The sequence below is a fragment of the Nocardiopsis sp. N85 genome, assembly GCF_028882275.1.
In the GTDB taxonomy this organism is placed as follows: Bacteria; Actinomycetota; Actinomycetes; order Streptosporangiales; family Streptosporangiaceae; genus Nocardiopsis; species Nocardiopsis lambiniae.
This window is the reverse complement of record NZ_JARBUT010000015.1, coordinates 130786-146739: the sequence shown is the minus strand read 5'-3', so window position 1 is coordinate 146739 and position 15954 is coordinate 130786. Positions and strand designations below refer to the sequence as shown.

The window sequence follows — 15954 nt, the reverse complement described above, 5'->3', positions numbered from 1 at the left end:
GTGACCCGGCCGGGTCGGCTCACACGCCCCGGACCGCATCCGAACTCGCCTTCGGGGGAGTGAACGTAAGGGGACGACGATGACCAGGACCAGCGGACGCAGTGTTCTCCTGCTGGCCCACACCGGTCGACCCGCGGCGGTGCGCAGCGCGTGGCTGGTCCACGAAAGCCTCAGCCGTGCCGGGTTGACCGTGCGCATGCTCAAGGCGGAGCTCGACGAACTCGCCGAGGCGGGGTGCGCCCTCTCCCCGGTCGAGGTCGTCGAGCCGGAGTCGGCGGCGGAGGGCGTGGAACTGGTCATGGTGCTGGGCGGTGACGGCACCCTGTTGCGGGCGGCCGAGCTGGCCCGGCCTGCGGGGGCTCCCCTGCTGGGGGTCAATCTGGGGCATGTGGGCTTCCTGGCCGAGGCCGAGCGCGAGGATCTGGGCGCGACCGTGCACAGCGTCGTGGAGCACAACTACGACGTCGAGGAGCGGATGACCCTGGAGGTGGCGGTCTTCAACGGGGGGCGTGCCGACGGTGTGCCCTCGGTGCGCACCTGGGCGTTGAACGAGGCCACCTTGGAGAAGGGCGAGTCGCGGCGGATCCTGGAGGCGGTCCTGGAGATCGACGGCCGCCCGTTGTCGCGGTGGGCGTGCGACGGCGTGGTGTGCGCCACTCCCACGGGATCGACCGCGCACGCCTTCTCGGCCGGTGGTCCGGTGGTGTGGCCGGATGTGGAGGCCCTGCTGGTGGTGCCGTTGAGCGCGCACGCCCTGTTCGCCCGGCCGTTGGTGGTGGGGCCGCGGGCGAAGGTGGCGTTGGAGGTGCTGCCGGGCACGGCGCCGGGCGTGCTCTGGTGTGATGGACGGCGTATGGTCGAATTGCCCGCGGGGGCCCGAGTGGAGATCACCCGTGCCGATACGCCGGTCCGGTTGGCCCGGTTGCATCGGGCGCCCTTCACCGATCGGTTGGTGGCCAAGTTCGGGCTTCCGGTCGCGGGTTGGCGCGGCCGCGGGGAACAGGGCCGTTGAGCGTGCCCGGCAGGGCGTGATCGTTCCGGGCCGTTCCCGTGAGGGGAACGCCAAGACAGTGGGGCCGACTATCAGGAGAGGGTTCGGTGCTCGAAGAAGTCCGCATCCAGGGACTCGGGGTCATCGACGACGCCGTGTTGGAACTGTCACCGGGGTTGACCGTCGTCACCGGTGAGACCGGCGCGGGTAAGACCATGGTCGTCACCGGATTGGGGCTGCTCTTCGGTGGCCGGGCCGATCCTCAGCGGGTCCGTCCCGGGGCCGATCGCGCCCTGGTGGAGGGCCGGTTGACGGTGCCGCGCGAGGGCCGTGTGGCCGAGCGGGTCTCCGAAGCCGGTGGTGTGCTCGACGATGACGTGCTGATCGTGGCGCGCACGGTGTCGGCGGAGGGCCGGTCGCGTGCGACGTTGGGCGGCCGGTCGGCGCCGGTGAGCCTGTTGGCGTACCTGGCCGATGATCTGGTGGCGGTGCACGGCCAGTCCGATCAGCAGCGCCTGTTGCGCACCGATCGTCAGCGCGCGTCGTTGGACCGGTTCGCCGGCGAGGAGTTGGCCAAGGCGTTGAAGCAGTACACGGTGGCGCATCGACGTCACCGTGAGGTGTCGGCGGAGCTGACGGAGTTGACGGAGCGGGCGCGTGAGCGCGCCCAGGAGGCCGACATGCTCCGGTTCGGGGTGGAGGAGATCACCGCCGCCGAGCCGTTGCCGGGTGAGGACGCCGAGTTGTTGGCGGAGGAGACCCGGTTGGCGCACGCCGACGGGTTGCGGATGGCGGCGACCACCGCGCATGAGGCGCTGGCGGGGGATCCGACCTCCGATGTGGAGGTGGACGTGGCCGCGCTGTTGTCGGCGGCCCGTCAGGCGGTGGCGTCGGTGAGCGAGCACGACGCGGAGTTGGCGTCGATCGGTGAGCGGCTGGACGAGGCGTCCTACATCCTGAGCGACGCCGCCACGGAGCTGGCGTCCTACGCCGAGTCGGTGGACGCCGATCCGGCCCGGTTGGCGCAGGTGCAGGAGCGGCGGTCGTTGTTGACCTCGTTGTCGCGCAAGTACGGCGAGACGGTCGACGCCGTGCTGGTGTGGGCGGAGGACGCGGCCAAGCGGTTGGCGTCGCTGGAGGGCGACGACGAGCGCATCGAGGGGTTGCGGGCCGAGGTCGAGGAGCTGCACGAGCGGATGGACCGGTGGGCGGGCGAGCTCACCCGGATCCGCAGCGAGGCGGCCGAGCGGTTCGGCGCGGCGGTCACCGAGGAGTTGACGGCGTTGGCCATGCCGCACGCGCGGGTGAGCGTGCGCATCACCACCGGTGAGGAGTTCGGGTCGCACGGGCGTGACGAGGTGGAGCTGTTGTTGGCGCCCCACCCCAGTGCCCGCCCGCTGCCCCTGCACAAGGGTGCCTCCGGGGGTGAGCTGTCGCGGGTGATGCTGGCGATCGAGGTGGTGTTCGCGGGTGCCGACCCGGTGCCGACGTTCGTGTTCGACGAGGTCGACGCGGGTGTGGGCGGTAAGGCGGCGGTGGAGATCGGGCGTCGGTTGGCGCGGTTGGCGCGCCGGGCCCAGGTCATCGTGGTCACCCACCTGCCGCAGGTCGCGGCCTTCGCCGACGCCCACCTGGTGGTGGAGAAGTCCACGGACGGGCTGGTCACCGAGAGCGGTGTGGTGCGTTTGGACCGGGACGGCCGGGTCCGGGAGCTGTCGCGGATGTTGGCGGGTCTTGAGGATTCGGAGCTGGGTCGGGCGCACGCCGAGGAGTTGTTGGTCAACGCCGATCCTGAGCGGGCGCATCCGGCCGCGTGAGGTCGTCCCGGGCGGTCCGGGTGTGACCGGTGGGGGATAAGGGGCTCGGGTGCGGGTAGGCACCGGGGTGGAGCGTCGTCGTGGAACTCCTGGTGCGGCGCTCGGAGCCCGAACACGCCGACCACCACGCACTTATGACTTTGCGTAGTCGACTTCTGACAGTATGCCAGCGATGAAGGTATCGGATGCACTCAGCGCCACGGTCATGCGGTTCCGCCGTGCCCGGGCGGACCCTCCCACCGGGCTGGTCGCTCCCGTGCGCTCGGACCGGCGCACCAAGAACCTGACCAAGCGGTTGCGTCCCGGGGACATCGCGGTCATCGACCACGTGGACCTGGACCGGGTCAGTGCCGAGGCGTTGGTGGGGTGCGGGGTCGCCGCGGTCCTCAACGTCGCCCGGAGCATCTCCGGCCGTTACCCCAATCAGGGGCCGGAGATGATCACGGCCGCGGGCATCCCGTTGGTCGACGACGTCGACCCGGAGGTCTTCACGCGGGTCGGGGACGGCGAGCGGCTGCGCCTGGACGCCGGTGTGCTGTACCGGGGCGAGGAGGTCGTGGCCCGGGGTGTGGTGCAGACCCCCGAGACGGTGGCCGCCGCCATGGCCGAGGCCCGCGCCGGGCTGGCCACCCAGTTGGAGGCGTTCGCGGCCAACACCATGGCCTACCTCCAGCATGAACGCGATCTGCTCCTGGACGGCATCGGCATCCCCGAGATCGCCACGGACATGGAGGGCCGGCACGTCCTGATCGTCGTGCGCGGCTACCACTACCGGGAGGACATCTCGGCGCTGCGGCCCTATATCCGCGAGTTCCGTCCGGTCATCATCGCGGTGGACGGTGGTGCCGACGCCGTCATGGAGGCCGGGTACCGGCCCGACATCATCGTCGGGGACTTCGACTCGGTGTCCGATCGGGCCCTGACCAGTGGCGCCGAGCTGGTCGTGCACGCCTACCGGGACGGGCGCGCCCCGGGGTTGCGGCGTCTGACCGACCTGGGGCACGCCGCCGTGGTCTTCCCCGCGACCGGTACCAGTGAGGACGTGGCGATGATGCTCGCCGACGGCTCCGGTGCCTCTCTCATCGTGGCGGTGGGCACCCACGCCACGTTGGAGGAGTTCCTGGACAAGGGGCGGTCGGGGATGGCCAGCACCTTCCTCACCCGGTTGCGGGTGGGCGGCAAACTCGTGGACGCCAAGGGTGTCAGCCGTCTGTACCGTTCGCGGATCTCCCCGTGGGCGTTGCTCGGGCTGGTGGCGGCCTGTCTGCTCACGATCGTGGTCGCCGCCTACAGTTCCCCGGCCGGGCAGGTCTACCTCACGTTCCTCGCGGCGCGCTGGGACGCCTTCACCTACTGGCTGACGGGGCTGTTCACGTGATCGATTTCCGCTATCACCTGGTGTCCATCATCGCGGTGTTCCTGGCGTTGACGGTGGGGCTCGTGTTGGGCACCACCATGTTGCAGGATCCGCTGCTCGACACCTTGCAGAACGAGACCGCCGATCTGCGAGGGCAGACCGAGGACCTGCGGTCCGAACGCGATGTCGCCGACCGGGTCAACGCCGGTGCCGATCAGATGGTCGACGCGGCCTCGGCGGACATGCTGGACGGTCGGTTGGAGGGGCTGGACGTGGTGGTGGTGCAGGCGCCCGGCGCCGACGCCGACACGGCCGCCTCGCTCGGTGAGCGTGTGGAGGAGGCGGGCGGTCGGATCGCCGGTCGGGTCGAGATCGCCCCGGAGTTCGTCGACCCCGCCAACACCGCGTTCGTCGACGAGCTGGCGTTGCAGGTCTCCGCCGACGCCGGGTCCTTGTCGGGTTCGGGACCCTATGAGAAGGCGGGGATCGAGATCGGCCGTGCCCTGGCCCGGGTACCCGAACCCGAAGAGGACGAGGACGAGGACGGGGAAGAGGACGGGGAAGAGGCCGAGGAGGGGGGCCACGATCCGGCCTCGGCGTTGGCGGCGTTCGTCGAGGGCGGTCTGCTCACGGTGCGGGGGGAGCCGGCCGGCCGGTCCGACGTGGTGGTGATGGTCTCCCCCTCCTCGGCCGAGCAGGCCGGGCGGGACGACCGGGAGACGGTGAACACGGTGCTCACGGCGTTCGTGTCGGCTCTGCACGATCGGGTCGGGGGACTGGTGCTGACCGGTGACGTGCCCTCCTCGCACGGTCACGGGATGATCGCCCAGGCCCGCGCGGAGGAGGCCGATTTCGCCACCGTCGACATGGCGGGGCGGCCGATGGGCGACATCGTGGCGGTACTGGCGTTGGCCGAGGACATCGACGGTGACGGCGGCGCCTACGGGGTGGGCGCAGGGGTGGACGGTTTCCTTCCGGACCCGTTGCCCGAGCCTCGGGGGACGGCCGACACCGAGCCGTCCCCGGAGCCCTCGGACGGTCTCGACGAGGCCCGCCGGGTCGTCCCGGACGGTGAGTGATGGGGACGTCGTCTCGGCCCCTGAACGTCGCCGGTGGTCGCGGAGGGCGTGTCGCCGCGGTGCCCGCGGCCACCGTGCAGGGGGTGATCGGTGCCGTGGTGGCGGCGGTGGCGGCGCGTGCCGCCTACGCGCTGCTCACCCGGGCCACCCCTGATGTCGAGCCCGTCCGTGTCCCGGCCTCCCGGCCCTGTGCGCGATCCGGTGCGCGTGTGATCGCCGAGCCCTTCGCGCCCGGTGATGCGGCGGCCTTGGGCGTCGCGCCGCCGGCCGGTGCCGGGGGTCCGTCCCGGGACGGGCGTCGAGGGCCGGACGCGGACGCCGTCGGTTCCACGGCACCGATCGGTGGTCCGTCCGGTGCCGCGGGGGCGGCTCCGGATGCCGTGCCCCCCGTGGTGTGGATCGTTCCGGGCGGTGCCGGGGGAACCCGCTCGGCCGGGACCGGTGTCCGGCCCCGGGCCTTCGACGGTGGTGCCGTGGCCCGCGCCGACGGTTCGTCCGGAGCTGATCGGGTCTTGGTCCATGAGACCGGTGCCGTGCCCGGGGGCACGGGAACCTCGGTCGCAGGGCCGTCGCGGGCGGGGACGTGGTGGCGCACCAACTTCCGGGGACGTCGGGTCACCCTCCAGGAGGGGCCGGCGTTGGCGTCGGGGGTGTGCGCGGCGAGCCTGCTCACTCCCGGGCTCGATCCCCGGGTGCGGGCGGCGTCGGCGTTGGCGGCCGCGGGGGCCGCCGGTTTCGGCGCCTACGACGACCTGGCCGGGTCGGCCGACGCGCGCGGTCTGCGGGGTCATCTGGGTGCTCTGGCCCGGGGCCGGGTGACGACCGGCGCGGTCAAGATGGTGGGCATCGGCGTCACCGGCCTGGCCGCCGCCGCCCTGTTGCGGCGCGGCCCCTGGGACACCCTGGTGGACGGGGCGCTGATCGCCGCCGGTGCCAATCTGGTGAACCTGTTCGATCTGCGTCCGGGCCGCGCCGTCAAGTTCGGTCTGCTCGCCGCCCTGCCCGGGTTGGCCTCCCCGGCGGCGCCGTTGGTCGCCCCCACCGTCGGCGCCTGTGCCGCGTTGCTCTCCGACGACCTGGCCGAACGGTCCATGCTGGGCGACGCGGGTGCCAACGCCCTGGGTGCGGCGCTGGGGGTGGCCGCGGTCGCCCGCGCGTCCCGCCCGGTGCGGCTGGCCCTGCTGGGCGGGGTGGTCGCCCTGACCCTGGCCAGCGAGGTCACGAGTTTCTCCCGGGTCATCGACCGGGTGCCGCCGCTGCGGGCCCTGGACCGGTGGGGGCGGTGCGCGTGAGGGGACCGGGGTGTCCCGCGTCGCCGCCGGGGTGACGCGGGGGGTCGGCAGGGCGGCGCTGCTCATCGCGGTGGTCACCGTCGGTGCCCGTCTGGCCGGGTTCGGGCGCACGGTGGTGTTCTCCCAGACGGTGGGCGACACCTGCCTGGGCACGGCCTATGTCACCGCCAACCAGTTGCCGGCCGTGCTGTTCGAGATCGTCATCGGTGGGGCGCTGACGGCCGTGGTGGTCCCGGTGTTGGCGGCGGCGGCCGGCCGGGGGGACCGGGAGCAGGTGGAGCACACCGCCTCGGCGCTGCTCACCTGGGTACTGGTGGCGTCGGTGCCGTTGGCGGTGGTCATCTCCGCGGTCGCCCCCTACGCGATGGCGCTCATGTTGGGGGCGGGCGCGGGGTGCGACCCGGTGGCCCTGGCGGCGGTGTCGGTGCGGATGTTGCTGGTCTTCGCCCCCCAGGTGGTGTTCTACGGGTTGGCGGCGGTGCTGTACGGCGTTCTCCAGGCGCATCGGCGGTTCCTGTCGCCGGCGCTGGCTCCGTTGGTGTCGAGTCTGGTGGTGATCTGCTCCTACCTGGTGTTCGTCCCGGTGGGCGGGGCGCATCGGGACGATCTGGCGGGCCTGCCGACGGTCGCCGAGCTGGTGTTGTCGCTGGGGGCCACGGCCGGGGTCGTCGCCCTGTTCCTGACGGTCCTGGGGCCGGCGGCCCGGTTGCGGTTGCGGTGGCGTTTGAGGCTGAGGTTCCCGCCGGGGGTGGGGGCGCGGGTGCGCTCTCTGGCGGCGGCGTCCCTGCTGCCGTTGGTGGCGATGCAGGTGTGTCTGTTGTTGTCGGTGGCGTTGGCCAACCGGGGCGGGGGCGCGGGCGCGGCGGTGCTGTACTCCTACGCCTGGGCGTTGTTCACCCTGCCGTACGGGGTGATCGCGGTGCCGATCGCCACCAGCGCGTTCACGGCGTTGGCGGTGGCGCACGTCGACCGGGACCGGGACGGGTACGCGGCCTTGGTCTCGGGGGCGGCGCGGGCCTGCGCGGTGATCACGGCGGGAGCGGGTACGGCTCTGGCCGTGGCGGCGGGTCCGGTGGCGGCGGTGTTCGCCCGGCACGATCCGCAGGCGTTGGAGCGGGCGCTGGTGGCCTACGCTCCGGGTGTGGTGGGGTTCGGTCTGGTGGCGTTGTTCAGTCGGGCGTTGTACGCCTCCCATCACGGTCGGCCGGCGGCCGCCGCGCAGGTCGCGGGTTGGCTGGTGGTGATGGGTTGTGCGGTGGCGTCGGTCGCGGTGGTACCCGCGGGGTGGACGATCGCCGCGTTGGGCTGGTCGACGACGGCCGGGTTGACGTTGGCCGCGGTGGTGTCGGCGGTGGCCGTGGGGCGGGTGCACGGTGCGGCGGCGCTGTCCGGGGCGGGCCGGTCGGTGACGGCGGTCGTGGTGGGCGGTGTGCTGGGATGGGCGGCGGGTCGGCCGGTGGCCGACGCGTTGGAGGGCGGCGGGGTGTGGTCCTCGGTGGGGGCGGCCCTGGTGTCGGGTGCGGTGGCGGTGACGGTGTTCACGCTGGTGGCCGCGGTGGTGGACCGGTCGGCGGTGCGGTCGGTGGTGGATCGGGTCCGGGGCGTGATCGAACGCAGGAGGGGGAACCGGTGAACGGCAGGATCGCGTTGGTGTTGGGGACCAGTACCGGTGGGGCCGGGCGGCATGTGCGGTCCCTGGGGGAGGGATTGCTCCGGCAGGGGTATCGGGTGGCGGTGGTCGGTCCGGCCGCGGCCGACCGTGAGTTCGCCTTCACCGACGCGGGCATGCGGTTCGCGTCGGTGGGGATCGGTGCGGCCCCCTCGGTGTCGGATCCGGCGACGGTGCTGCGGCTGCGTTCGGTGCTCAAGGGCGCCGACGTCGTGCACGCCCACGGGATGCGGGCCGGTGCGCTGTGCGCGTTGGCCGGGGCGCGCCCCCTGGTGGTGACGGCGCACAACGCCCCGCCCGTGGTGGGGGGGCCGATGGTCGCCGCGTACCCGGTGCTGGAACGGATCGTGGCGTTGCGCGCCGACGTGGTGCTGGGGGTGTCGGGGGACCTGGTGCGGCGGTTGGAGCGGGCGGGGGCGCGTGACGCCCGCCCGGCGGTGGTGGCGGCCCCCGACACGGGGGAGCCGCTCAACGGGCGGGAGGCGACCCGGTCGGACCTGGCGGTGTCGTCGGAGCGTCCGCTGTTGTTGACCATCGCGCGGTTGGCGGAGCAGAAGGGGCTGGACATGTTGTTGGCGGCGGCCCCCGCGATCGCCGATCGGAGCCCGGAGCCGGCCATCGCGATCGCTGGGGACGGCCCGTTGTGGGGGAGTCTGCACGACACGGCCGCGGAGTTGTCGGCCGATGTGCGGATGTTGGGGCATCGCACGGATGTGGCGGACCTGTTGGCGGCGGCGGACGTCTTCTGTCTGACGAGCCAGTGGGAGGGACCGTCGTTGGTGATCATGGAGGCGTTGCGGGCGGGACTGCCGGTGGTGGCCACCCGGGTGGGCGGTATCCCCGATCTGTACACGGGGACGGTGCTCATGGTGCCGCCGGGGGATCCGGAGGCGTTCGCGGCGGCGGTGGGCCGGGTGCTGGACGATCCGTTGCTCGCCCGGGACCTTCGGGAGCGTTCGCGGGCGGCGTCGCGGGCGTTGCCCACGGAGGAGGACGCGGTGGCGGCGGCGTGCGACGTGTACAAGTCGGTGGCCTGGTGGTGAGTGGGGGCCGGGGTGCGCGCGGGGCGGTGTCCGCCTTGTCGCTCCGGGTCCGGGTCGGGCCTGTCGTCGGATGTCCCGAAGGGTCGGTCGATGTGTCCTCGGGGGCGTTCGACTTCATCCTCGGCGCCACTTCTGTGGAGAGGGCGGATGTGGCATCGTGGTGACGGGCCGGGCGTGCGCCGTCGCGTGGTGCGACCGGCTATCCTTGGTTGTCATGTGAGGGGAGTATCCCTGTCGCGGCGGTGCCGTCAACACGGAGCACAACGGCGTGTTCCCGGTTCCGTCGGTTCGTCTTCCATGGAAGACGAGCGGGAGAGACCTCCGGCAGTTCGACGTGCGTGCAAACAGCTCGCGCGCACTGACCGGAGGAGAGAACGACAGTGAACGTCCCCCTGTGGGTGTGGGCCGCCACGATCGGCGCGATGATCGTCATCCTGATCATCGACCTGGCGATCGTCGACCATCCCTGGAGCAAGAAGAAGGGGCCCCAGGAGTTCGGGGTCAAACAGGCCGCCTGGTGGGCCGCCTTCTACATCGGCATCGCCATCCTCTTCGGCTTCGGCCTGTGGTATTTCGGCGGTGCGACGGCCGGTGCCGAGTACTTCGCGGGGTTCGTCACCGAGAAGAGCCTGAGCATCGACAACCTCTTCGTGTTCTACCTCCTGATGGGCTCGTTCGCGGTCCCCAAGAAGTACCAGCACGAGGTCCTGCTCGTCGGCATCGTCATCGCGCTGATCATGCGCGGGATCTTCATCGTCCTCGGCGCCCAGGTCATCAACGCCTGGAGCGAGGTCTTCTACCTGTTCGGCGCCTTCCTCATCTACACCGGTTACAAGATCGTCCGTGACCACATGAAGGGCGATGAGGAGCAGAAGGACTTCACCCAGACCCCGGTGGTGCGTCTGGTCAAGCGGTTCTGGCCGGTCACCGACGACTACCACGGTTCGCGCCTGACGGTGAAGCTGGACGGCCGGCGGCACCTCACGCCGATGCTGCTGGTCATCCTGGCGATCGGTGTCATCGACCTGGTCTTCGCGGTCGACTCGATCCCGGCGATCTTCGGTCTGACCCAGGACGCCTACATCGTCTTCACCGCCAACGCGTTCGCCCTGCTGGGTCTGCGTCAGCTGTACTTCCTGCTGGCGGGTCTGATGGACCGGTTGGCCTACATCGGCTGGGGCCTGTCGGCGATCATGGTGTTCATCGGCGTCAAGATGATCCTGCACGCGCTCCACGAGAACGGTGTGCACGTGCCGGAGATCGGCATCGCCCTGTCCCTGACCGTGATCATCGGCGTCATGGCGATCACCGTCATCGGCAGCCTGGTCAAGTCCGCCGCCGACAAGCGCAACGCCCCCGAGATCGACGAGGGGGATCGGGACACCGCCCGGGACCGGTCCTGAGGTCGATCGAGGCGCTCCCGTCCGGGGGCGGTCCCGCACGTCGGGGCCGCCCCCGGTTTTCTCGTCCGGGCACCCCGAAAACCCTGATATCGAACATCCGTTCGTCTATAGTGGGTCGGAGTGAGCCGAACCCTCGGGGTCGGATCCGAGGGGGGACGGCCGGGTGAGCGGACGGCGGAAGCCGTCACGGCGGGTGCCGGTGGACGAACGGATCCGCGCCGTCCGGCTGGAAGGCCGGGTCGCCGGTCGAGGCGGCGCGTCGGCACGGGGTGTCGGCGGCGACGCCGAGATCCACCCGTTCCCGCGTGCTCGCACACCGGGCCGGGCCCGATGTCCGCTCGCCCGTCCGCTCCCACACGAACAGAGGAGGAGCCCCTCCGAAGATGCGAAACCTCGACCCGCGCGAGAGAACCCCGCTGTTCTCCCGCCTCTCGACAGGGTCGGGTGCCGGCGCCGAAGTGCGAAGGCGCGGCACTTCTCCGTTGCGGAAGAAACCGTCACCGGTGGTCGTTAGTCTTGACGGACGGGGAGGACCCGCGTCCTTCCCCCCACCCCCTTCAGCGGCCCGGATCCGGGGCCGGGGCGGTCGTCCGGGGGGCTCGATCGCCGCACCACGAACCACACACGGGCCGGCCGGCGTCCGCGCCGAGGCCGACGTCCTGTGCGCCACAGCCGAAGGATGTCTCACTCGATGGTCGAACAACTGGTAGTCCGGGGCGCCCGGGAGCACAATCTCAAGGACGTGTCGCTGGATCTGCCACGCGACGCCATGATCGTGTTCACCGGCCTGTCCGGTTCGGGCAAGTCCTCGCTCGCCTTCGACACGATCTTCGCCGAGGGCCAGCGTCGCTACGTGGAGTCGTTGTCGGCGTACGCGCGTCAGTTCCTGGGTCAGATGGACAAGCCCGACGTCGACTTCATCGAGGGGCTGTCCCCGGCGGTGTCGATCGACCAGAAGTCCACCAGCCGCAACCCGCGGTCCACGGTCGGCACCATCACCGAGGTGTACGACTACCTGCGTCTGCTGTGGGCCCGTGTCGGGGTCCCGCACTGTCCCGAGTGCCGTCGGGAGATCTCCCGGCAGAGTCCGCAGCAGATCGTGGACCGGGTCCTGGAGATGACCGAGGGCGCCCGGTTCCAGGTGTTGGCCCCGGTCGTGCGCGGCCGTAAGGGCGAGTACGTCGAACTCTTCAAGGACCTCCAGTCCAAGGGGTACACCCGTGCCGTCGTGGACGGCGCCGCGGTGCGCCTGGACGAGGCGCCCAAGCTGGGGCGCTACGACAAGCACGACATCTCGGTGATCGTGGACCGGCTCAGTGTCAAGGAGTCCTCGCGGGGTCGGCTGACCGACTCGGTGGAGACCGCGCTGAAGCTGGCCGGCGGCACCATCGTGCTGGATTTCGTCGACCTGGCCGAGGACGACGCCGAACGCGAGAAGGTGTTCTCCGAGCACCTGTACTGCCCCTACGACGACCTGTCGTTCGAGCAGCTGGAGCCGCGTTCCTTCTCCTTCAACGCCCCCTACGGCGCCTGCCCCGAATGCTCGGGCCTGGGCACCCGGATGGAGGTCGACGCCGAGCTGATCGTCCCGGACCCGGCCAAGACCCTGGCCGAGGGTGCCCTCGCCCCCTGGTCGGGCGGGCAGAACGGCGGGTACTGGGAGCGTTTGCTGGTCGCCCTGGGCGAGGCGATCGGGTTCGACCTGGACACCCCGTGGGAGAAGCTGTCCAAGCGCGCCCGCAAGGCGATCCTGGAGGGGCACGAGACCCAGGTCCACGTCAGCTACCGCACCAAGTACAACCGCGAGCGGTCCTACTACACCGACTTCGAGGGCGTCATCCCCTGGGTCAAGCGCCGCTACACCGAGACCGAGAGCGACTACGGTCGTGAACGGCTCGAAGGGTACATGCGCACGGTGCCCTGCCCCACCTGCGAGGGGACCCGGCTCAAGCCGGTGGTGCTCGCGGTGACCATCGGCGGCAGGTCCATCGCCGAGGTGGCGTCGATGTCGCTGGCCGACAGCGCCCGGTTCCTGGCCGACCTGCGGCTGTCGGACCGCGACATGGTGATCGCCGCCCAGGTCCTCAAGGAGATCAACGCCCGGTTGGGGTTCCTGCTCGACGTGGGCCTGGACTACCTCACCCTGGCCCGGTCCTCGGGCTCGCTCTCGGGTGGTGAGGCCCAGCGGATCCGTCTGGCCACCCAGATCGGTTCGGGGCTGGTGGGGGTGCTCTACGTGCTGGACGAGCCCTCCATCGGGTTGCACCAGCGTGACAACGCCCGCCTGCTGGAGACCCTTCAGCGGTTGCGCGACATCGGCAACACGCTCATCGTCGTGGAGCACGACGAGGACACCATCCGCGCCGCCGACTGGGTGGTGGACATCGGCCCCGGGGCAGGCGAGCACGGCGGTCACGTCGTGGTGTCGGGCATCGTCGACGAACTGCTCACCAGCGCGGACTCGCTCACGGGCGACTACCTGTCCGGTCGGCGCTCCATCGACCTGCCGACGGTGCGCCGCCCCCTGACCAGGGGGCACGAGCTGGTCGTCAAGGGCGCCCGTGAGAACAACCTGCACAACGTCGACGTGACCTTCCCGCTGGGGGTGTTCACCGCCGTCACCGGGGTGTCCGGCTCGGGCAAGTCCACGCTGGTCAACGAGATCCTGTACAAGGCGCTGGCCAAGGAGCTCAACGGGGCGCGCGACGTGCCGGGCCGGCACCTGCGGGTCAACGGCCTGAACAAGGTCGACAAGGTCGTGCACGTCGACCAGAGCCCGATCGGGCGCACCCCGCGTTCCAACCCGGCCACCTACTCGGGTGTGTTCGACCACGTCCGCAAGCTGTTCGCGCAGACCACCGACGCCAAGACGCGCGGCTACCAGCCGGGCCGGTTCTCGTTCAACGTCAAGGGCGGGCGCTGCGAGGCCTGCTCCGGTGACGGCACGCTCAAGATCGAGATGCAGTTCCTGCCGGACGTGTACGTGCCGTGCGAGGTGTGCCACGGCGCCCGGTACAACCGGGAGACCCTCCAGGTCAAGTACAAGGGCAAGAACATCGCCGAGGTGCTGGACATGCCGATCTCGGAGGCGTTGGAGTTCTTCGAGCCGGTCAACGCGATCCGTCGGCACCTCCAGACCCTCACCGACGTGGGTCTGGGGTACGTGCGCCTGGGGCAGCCCGCCACGACGCTGTCGGGCGGTGAGGCCCAGCGGGTCAAGCTCGCCGCGGAGTTGCAGCGCCGGTCCACCGGCCGCACGGTGTACGTGCTGGACGAGCCGACCACGGGTCTGCACTTCGAGGACATCCGCAAGCTGCTGGGGGTGCTCGACCGGTTGGCCGACTCCGGGAACACGGTGATCGTCATCGAGCACAACCTGGACGTGATCAAGACCGCCGACCACATCATCGACATGGGACCCGAGGGCGGTTCCGGCGGTGGCATGGTGGTGGCCGAGGGCACCCCGGAGGAGGTCGCGGCGGTCGCCGAGTCCTACACCGGGCGGTTCCTGGCCAAGATGCTCTGAGTCGCGGTCCGCGCGTACGGCCCGTCCCCTGCGCGGGGGCGGGCCTTCGGTCGCCCCGGAACAGGGCACACCACCTGCTCTACTACATTGTGTAGTGATATTTCCGCGCAGGTGAGGAGCGTTTCGTCGTGGCGGTCGAGAAGACGTGCGGGTGCGGGGTGAGCAGGAGGGGTCTGCTCGGGACGGCCGGGGCGGTCGCCGCCGTGGGCACCGTCACCGCGGTGAGCGCCTGCGGAGGCGAGCCGCCCAAGCCGCAGGACGTCCGACGGGGACATGTCATCGGGAGCACCACCGATGTGCCCGAGGGCGGCGGCACGGTGTTCAGCCACAGCAAACTGGTCGTCACCCAGCCGGAGGCCGGGGAGTACCGGGCCTTCGCCGCCTCCTGCACCCACGGTGGCTGCACCGTCCAGGAGGTGGAGGACGGCGTCATCCGCTGCCTGTGTCACGGCAGCGAGTTCGACTACACCACGGGTGAGGTCGTGGTCGGCCCCGCCCAGGAGGCCTTGGAGGAGTTCGAACTCACCATCGACGGCACCGACATCATCCTGGACTGACCCCGATGACGCGCGGGCGCCCCGGGAGCAGCACCGCCCCGGGGCGCCCGCGCGTACCGGTCAGCCCTCTTCGGATTCGCGGTCCGTTTCGCGGTCCGTTCTCGTGACCCCGTTGCGGGACCCGCGCTCGCGCGAGGAGACCACGGCGAACCGGCCCAGGTGGGCGGCGCCCAGCTCGTCCTCGGAGATCACCTCGGTGCGGTTGCGCGGCAGCGACTGCGGGTAGTGCGCCACGAGCCAGCCGATGAGGTGCTCGCGGATCTCACAGGAGATGTTCCACTGGGCGCCGGTGTCGGCGGCGGTCGCCACGATGCGCACCATCACCTCGCCGTTCTCGGTGATGTCCACGACCTGGCAGGACCAGCTGCGCCCGTCCCAGTGATCGCTGGAGGTGATGAGACGACCGGCCTCCTCGCGGAGTTCGGCGATGGGGACCTCCCAGTCCAGCGGCATCATCACCTTGGCGGTGATGGCCGTGCCCTGCTTGGTCCAGTTCTCGAAGCTGGTCGTGGTGAAGTTGGCGACCGGCACCACCAGGCGGCGCTCGTCCCAGATCTTGATGGTCACGTTGACCAGGCTGAGCTCCTCGATCCGGCCCCATTCGCCCTCGACGACGACCACGTCGCCGAGGCGCAGGGCGTCGCTGAACGCCAGTTGCAGGCCGGCGAACAGGTTGCCCAGCGTGGACTGGGCGGCCACACCGGCGACGATGCCGATGATGCCGGCGGAGGCCAGCAGCCCGGCGCCCAGCGCCTGGACCTGGGGGAAGGTGAAGAGGATGGAGGAGACCGCCAGCACCACGATGACCGAGGTGATGACCCGGCGCAGCAGGCGCACCTGGGTCTGCAACCGGCGGGCCTTGCGGTCGGCGTCGCCGTTGGACAGGGACAGCCGGGCCAGGATGAGGTCGGTGACCGCGTAGGCCAGGCTGATGCCCAGCGCCGTCAGCGACGCGATCATCAGGATGACCATCGCGTGCCGGATGTTGCCGTAGGTGCTCCACCCCACGTCCGCGGGGCTGGGCAGGGCCAGGTTCGCCCCGACCACGGCGCCGGCCGCGTAACCCGAGTACGCGGTGCGGGCCACGACGAACTCGGCGGTCCGCCATACCTTGGCGAGTTTGTGCTTGAGCACCCAGCGCGCCGCGAACACCAACGCCATCGAGACCACCACGGCGATGCCCACGGCGATCCAGGCCCAGTACTCGTCGAGGTCCACGA

The 15954-nt window shown here is 71.0% G+C and carries 11 protein-coding genes; 10 read left to right on the top strand and 1 reads right to left on the bottom strand.

Annotation, left to right across the window (positions count from 1 at the left end; genetic code table 11):
- Window positions 1-79 precede the first annotated feature (79 nt).
- From PWG71_RS20440 to PWG71_RS20395, 10 genes are all read left to right on the top strand, one after another.
- Window positions 80-1012: an NAD kinase gene (locus PWG71_RS20440; RefSeq protein ID WP_274811521.1), complete on the top strand. Its 933-nt coding sequence runs from the start codon at window positions 80-82 to the stop codon at window positions 1010-1012.
- Window positions 1013-1098: 86 nt separating this feature from the next.
- Window positions 1099-2808: a DNA repair protein RecN gene (gene recN, locus PWG71_RS20435; RefSeq protein WP_274811520.1), complete on the top strand. Its 1710-nt coding sequence runs from the start codon at window positions 1099-1101 to the stop codon at window positions 2806-2808.
- 205 nt (window positions 2809-3013) lie between these two features.
- Window positions 3014-4186, top strand: coding sequence for a putative cytokinetic ring protein SteA (gene steA, locus PWG71_RS20430; RefSeq protein WP_274811539.1), 1173 nt, complete (start codon window positions 3014-3016; stop codon window positions 4184-4186).
- Entirely contained in the window at window positions 4183-5244 is a 1062-nt protein-coding gene (locus tag PWG71_RS20425; protein ID WP_274811519.1) for a copper transporter, read from the top strand. The genes steA and PWG71_RS20425 overlap by 4 nt, the downstream gene beginning before the upstream one ends.
- 533 nt (window positions 5245-5777) lie before the next feature.
- Window positions 5778-6536 (top strand): hypothetical protein, encoded by a 759-nt coding sequence (locus PWG71_RS20420; protein WP_274811538.1) that lies wholly within the window; start codon window positions 5778-5780, stop codon window positions 6534-6536.
- Window positions 6537-6546: 10 nt separating this feature from the next.
- A complete protein-coding gene (gene murJ, locus PWG71_RS20415; protein ID WP_274811518.1) occupies window positions 6547-8169 on the top strand; it encodes a murein biosynthesis integral membrane protein MurJ in 1623 nt (540 codons plus the stop codon).
- The gene (locus PWG71_RS20410) at window positions 8166-9248 is read left to right on the top strand and encodes a glycosyltransferase family 4 protein (protein ID WP_274811517.1); all 1083 of its coding nucleotides are present in this window, start codon (window positions 8166-8168) and stop codon (window positions 9246-9248) included. Before murJ ends, PWG71_RS20410 begins: the two co-directional genes overlap by 4 nt.
- A gap of 380 nt (window positions 9249-9628) precedes the next feature.
- Window positions 9629-10651, top strand: a complete 1023-nt coding sequence (locus PWG71_RS20405; protein WP_274811516.1) for a TerC family protein — start codon at window positions 9629-9631, stop codon at window positions 10649-10651.
- Window positions 10652-11342: 691 nt separating this feature from the next.
- Window positions 11343-14177, top strand: a complete 2835-nt coding sequence (uvrA, locus tag PWG71_RS20400; RefSeq protein ID WP_274811515.1) for an excinuclease ABC subunit UvrA — start codon at window positions 11343-11345, stop codon at window positions 14175-14177.
- A gap of 158 nt (window positions 14178-14335) precedes the next feature.
- On the top strand, window positions 14336-14734 hold the full coding sequence (locus PWG71_RS20395; RefSeq protein WP_274811537.1) for a Rieske (2Fe-2S) protein: 399 nt from the start codon (window positions 14336-14338) through the stop codon (window positions 14732-14734).
- A 60-nt stretch (window positions 14735-14794) separates the two neighbouring features.
- Here PWG71_RS20395 and PWG71_RS20390 read toward each other — a convergent pair whose 3' ends face one another.
- Window positions 14795-15895 (bottom strand): mechanosensitive ion channel family protein, encoded by a 1101-nt coding sequence (locus PWG71_RS20390; RefSeq protein WP_274811536.1) that lies wholly within the window; start codon window positions 15893-15895, stop codon window positions 14795-14797.
- Window positions 15896-15954: the final 59 nt, after the last annotated feature.